The organism is Oribacterium sinus (assembly GCF_963537195.1).
GTDB classification, from domain to species: domain Bacteria; phylum Bacillota; class Clostridia; order Lachnospirales; family Lachnospiraceae; genus Oribacterium; species Oribacterium sinus_A.
In genome coordinates, this window is the sequence record NZ_CAUTEG010000138.1 from 1 (window position 1) to 4,907 (window position 4,907).

Below are 4,907 nucleotides of genomic sequence, written 5' to 3' on the forward strand. Positions count from 1 at the left end.
GTTTTCAATTCGTTTTGGGTATTCATCCTTCTAAGTTTCCTTTTTCTGTTATATTAAACTAGATATCGCACGCTTTGCGAGCGATACTCGTTAAGAATAAAAGGGGCTGTAAAAAATCATTTTGATCTTTACAGCCCCTTTTAAATTCTTTATCGTACTGCCTCTGCTTCCTTTTTTGCATCAATGGCAAGCTGTAAACATCCCAGTATACCTTGATTGTCATTTAAACTGGCAGGGACGATATAATGGTCTAAATCTGCTAATTCTTTGGTTTTAAGATAGTCATTTAACTGGGCGGCTACTTCTTTACGAATCAAAGGGAAGAGCTGTTCCTGATGCATTACCCCGCCTCCCAGAATAATTCTCTCCGGACTGAGGGTTAAGATTAGGTTACATAGAGCCTGACCGATGTAGTAGGCTTCAATTTCCCAAACTTCATTTTGATTTACAAGTTCAATGCCTTTCTTTCCGTATCTTTTTTCGATGGCAGGGCCTGAGGCCATGCCCTCAAAACAATTTTTGTGGAAGGGACAGTTTCCTGCAAAGGAATCCTTTGGATGGGGAACTAAGAGCATATGTCCAAGCTCCGGGTGCAACATACCGTGCAGTAATTTTCCGTTACTGACAACACCTCCACCGATTCCGGTACCTATGGTTAGGTAAATGGCATTTTCCACACCCTTACTGGAGCCGAAGGAAATCTCTCCCAGAAGAGATCCGTTTACATCCGTATCAAAGCCCATGGGAATGGATAAAGCTTCCTGTAAGGTGGGAAGCAAAGGATAGTTCTGCCACTTGAGCTTCGGGGTGCTGGTAATATAGCCATAGGTTTTGGAATCTTTATGTAAATCGATGGGACCAAAGCAGGCTACACCCAGGGCGACAATGTCTTTATCCTTAAAATAATCGATGATTTTGGGAATGGTCTCCTCCGGGCTCAATGTGGGAATGGAAACTTGCTCAATAATCTTTCCGTTATCCTCGCAAACGGCACAAATCATCTTAGTTCCACCGGCTTCTAGGGATCCGTAATACATGTATTTACCTCGCTTTAATTCTGAACAAGAAACCCGAATATAATTTCGGCTTCCTTGCTTATGATGGAATGCAGAAAACTCTACAATTTCTTTTCCCTTCAGTGTATAGAATGCTTGACAAAAATGCAATGTCTATTCCCTTTTTCTTTTGATTATCCATGCTTTTTGTATAAGTTGAATATTTTATTTTATTAAATAGAAACAAAGTGTATCCTCTGTTTCACTTTTCCTTGTTGCTTATTTTGCTTTAGGGTATAATGAGGAAAATGTTCCAAAGAAGAAAAGAGTTAGTTTTTCAGGCATCTTGGAAGATGAGCGCTTGGAGAGGTCAAGTCTTTACCTTCTAGAAAAGCTATAATAGAAAGGGATATCAGTATGGGGAAGAAAAAGGAAACGGGTAGCAAAGAGCATAAAACAGATAAGATGAAGATAGAAGAATGCACCGAAAAGAGGCTGAGAGCATTGGAGCCCAATGCAGTGAAAACGAAGGTAACGAATACGGTAGAGGAAGTTCAGGATGACTATATTACGGCTTATCAGAACCGTCTGGCTACCCATATGGATGAGTTGAAATGGCTATATTATGAGCTGTATAGAAGCAATGAACAATCCTTTCAATATTTTCTTTCTCTTTTGGATAAATATGCCAGAGAACGGTCTCCTGAGCTTAGAGCATTAGACCAAGAAAGAATGAGAAAGCCCCAGTGGTTTAAAGGAAACAACCTTATCGGAGTTCTTTTATATACCAATTGCTTCGGAAAAGACTTAAAGGGCGTGGAAAAAAGGATTCCTTACCTTAAGGAATGTGGCTTTAATTATATGCATTTGATGCCTATTCTGGAGAGTCCAAAGGAAAAGTCTGACGGGGGGTATGCGGTATCCAATTTCCACAAGGTTCAACCGGAATTGGGAACTATGGATGATCTTAAGAGTTTATGTTCTGTCTGCCATGAAGAAGGAATCAGTGTTTGTTTGGATTTTGTCATGAACCATTGCTCCGAGGAACATGAGTGGGTAAAACGTGCCAAGAACGGCGAACAAGAATTTCAGGATCGTTTCTTTATGTTTAATGACTGGGGGCTTCCCAACGAATTTGAACGTACGGTTCCTCAGGTTTTTCCGGAGTCCGCTCCCGGTAATTTCACCTATTGTGAAGAAGCGAAAAAGGTTGTTATGACTACCTTTTATCCGTATCAGTGGGACTTGAATTATGGGAATCCTACGGTTTTAAATGATATGTTGGAAAATATGCTCTTCCTGTGTAATCAGGGAGCGGATGTTTTCCGCCTGGATGCGGTTCCTTATATTTGGAAAAAGCTGGGTACAAACTGTCGAAACCTTCCGGAGGTACATACATTAGTTCGCATCTTCCGTATGGCGATGGAAATAGTGGCTCCCGGTGTATTGCTTTTGGGAGAAGTGGTAATGGAGCCTCAAAAGGTAGTTCCTTACTTTGGAAGTCTGGAGAAGCCCCAGTGTCACATGCTGTATAATGTTACCACTATGGCATCTACCTGGCATACCGTAGCTACCCAGGATACCCGTTTGATGCAGCATCAGCTGGGACAGGTCTTTGCCCTTCCGAAGGACATGGTATTTCTGAATTACCTTCGTTGTCATGATGATATCGGTTGGGGACTGGACTACGCTTTCCTGGAGCAGTTTTCCATTACGGAGATTCCGCATAAAGCCTTTTTAAATGCTTATTTCAGAGGCTTTACGGAGGATTCCGATGCAAGAGGAGAGCTGTACAATGATGATCCGGTACGGGGAGATGCCAGACTCTGCGGTACCACCGCATCTCTTTGCGGATTGGAAGCGGCTGCCTATGAAAAGGATGAGCATAAAATCAAAGAGGCTTTGCAGCTTGACTTAATGCTCCATGCCTTTTTGCTGAGTCAGTCCGGTATACCGGTACTTTATTCCGGAGATGAGATTGGACAGGAAAATGACTACAGCTATCATGAGGATGATATTAAAAAAGTGGATTCCCGTTATCTTCATCGTGGAAATTTCCCATGGGAAAAGGCGGAGAAGAGAAAGAAAAAGGGCAGTATAGAAGAAAAGATTTTCACCGGTTTGAAGGAGCTGGAGGATTTAAGAAGAAAGCATAAAGCATTTTCAACCATGGCGGATACTTGGATAATTGATACAAAGAACATCCATGTCCTTGCCTTTGGAAGATATTATGAAGGAGAAAAGATTCTTTGCTTCTACAACTTTGCCAGATCCGAGCAGGTGGCCTATGTGTCCGAAGTGGAGGATTATGTGGATCTACTTTCCGGAAAGTCCTGTAAAGCAAGAGACCTTGTTCTTCCTGCCCATGGATTTTTGTGGTTGAAAACCTCCTTTGTCTAAAGAGGAAAGTTTATGAAGATACTGGAAGGACTTTCCGCCTTTTCAGGCATTGCCATGGGACCGGTACATTTTAAAAGGAAGCTTCAATTTTCCTACCTGAAAAAATCCGGAGAAGGTATAGAGGAGGAAAAAAGGAGGGGAAAAGAAGCCTTTTTAAAGTCAATAGCGAAGGAAGAGGAATTTTATCAAAAGGCTCTTTTGGAAATGCAGAATGAGGATGCAAAGATATTTTCGGTTCATGCGTTGATGCTTTCCGATGAAATTCTGCAAAACAGTGTATTTAGCTTGGTACAAAAGGGTCATACCATGGAATATGCGGTGAAAAAAGCCTTTACTAAACAGGAAAAGCTTTTTCGGCGTATGGAGGATCCATATTTTCGGGAACGTGCGGAGGATATGCAGGATATTCTGAACTTGATGCTTTCTATTTTAAGCGGAAAGGAAGTCGCAACCAAGGAAGAGCCTTGTGTTTTATTGGCAGAGGACCTTGGGCCATCGGACACCATTCGTTTTCCGAAAGATAAGCTGTTGGGATTTATTACGGAGAAGGGATCCTTACAAAGTCATACGGCGATTCTGGCGGCATCCTTGGGAATCCCGGCTTTGGTACAATGCAAGGGACTGAAGGGCATAGAAGACGGAGAATACTGTATTATTGACGGTGAAAAAGCGGTGGCTTATTTTTCTCCTACGGAGGAAGTGCTGGCTTATTACCGGGAGCTTATGGAAAAAAAGAAAGAAGAACGGCAAGAGCTTGAAAAACTGAGAGATGAGGATTGTATCAGTTTAGACGGAAAGCGCATAAAATTATATGGCAATATGTCGTCTCCGATAGATGCCAAAAAGCTGCTAAAATCCGGTGCTGAAGGAATCGGTCTGTATCGTACGGAATTTTTATTTTTAGAGGAAGGCAAGCTTCCTTCCGAGGAAACACAGTTTCAAAGCTATCGGGAAATCCTGGAGGAAATGAAAGGAAGAGAAGTTATTATCCGAACCTGTGATTTGGGAGCGGACAAGGTACTTTCTTATCATGCCGGTGCAAAGGAGGAAAATCCTGCTCTAGGTCTTCGGGGCATTCGCTTTTGTCTTATGGAAAAGGAAATGTTCTGTACACAAATAAGAGCTCTATTACGGGCTTCTGCCTTCGGTAAGCTTTCGGTGATGCTTCCGATGATCAGCAGTTTGGAAGAAGTCAGGGAAAGCAAAGCCTTATTCCATAAATGCAGGACTGAGCTTGAAAAACAAGGGATTCCCATGGCGGAAAGAATTCCCTTAGGGGTGATGATAGAGACCCCGGCAGCAGTATTTATAGCGGAGGATCTGGCTAAAGAAGTTGATTATTTCTCTATCGGAACCAATGACTTATCCCAGTATCTTTTGGCAATAGACAGACAAAATGCTATGGTACACAGTTTTTATCATAAAAAACATCCCGCCATTTTGAGAGCTATCAAAGAAGTGGTGGAGATCGGAAGAGCACACGTCTGAACTCCAGTCACAGCGATAGATCTC

Annotated in this window: 2 protein-coding genes; one reads left to right on the forward strand and one right to left on the reverse strand. The window is 42.2% G+C overall.

The genetic code is table 11. From position 1 onward, the window contains the following. Positions 1-149 precede the first annotated feature (149 nt). On the reverse strand, positions 150-1,037 hold the full coding sequence (locus RYL27_RS10840; RefSeq protein ID WP_314967161.1) for an ROK family protein: 888 nt from the start codon (positions 1,035-1,037) through the stop codon (positions 150-152). A gap of 375 nt (positions 1,038-1,412) precedes the next feature. Between RYL27_RS10840 and RYL27_RS10845 the strand changes: the two genes are divergently transcribed. Continuing rightward, positions 1,413-3,395 carry an alpha-amylase family glycosyl hydrolase gene (locus RYL27_RS10845; protein ID WP_183684767.1) on the forward strand — a complete coding sequence of 661 codons (1,983 nt, stop codon included), beginning with the start codon at positions 1,413-1,415 and terminating at the stop codon, positions 3,393-3,395. Positions 3,396-4,907: the final 1,512 nt, after the last annotated feature.

Coding starts and splice junctions, on each gene's coding strand:
- RYL27_RS10845 (WP_183684767.1), top strand. CDS start 1,413: ATGGGGAAGAAAAAGGAAACGGGTAGCAAAGAGCATAAAACAGATAAG.
- RYL27_RS10840 (WP_314967161.1), bottom strand. CDS start 1,037: ATGTATTACGGATCCCTAGAAGCCGGTGGAACTAAGATGATTTGTGCC.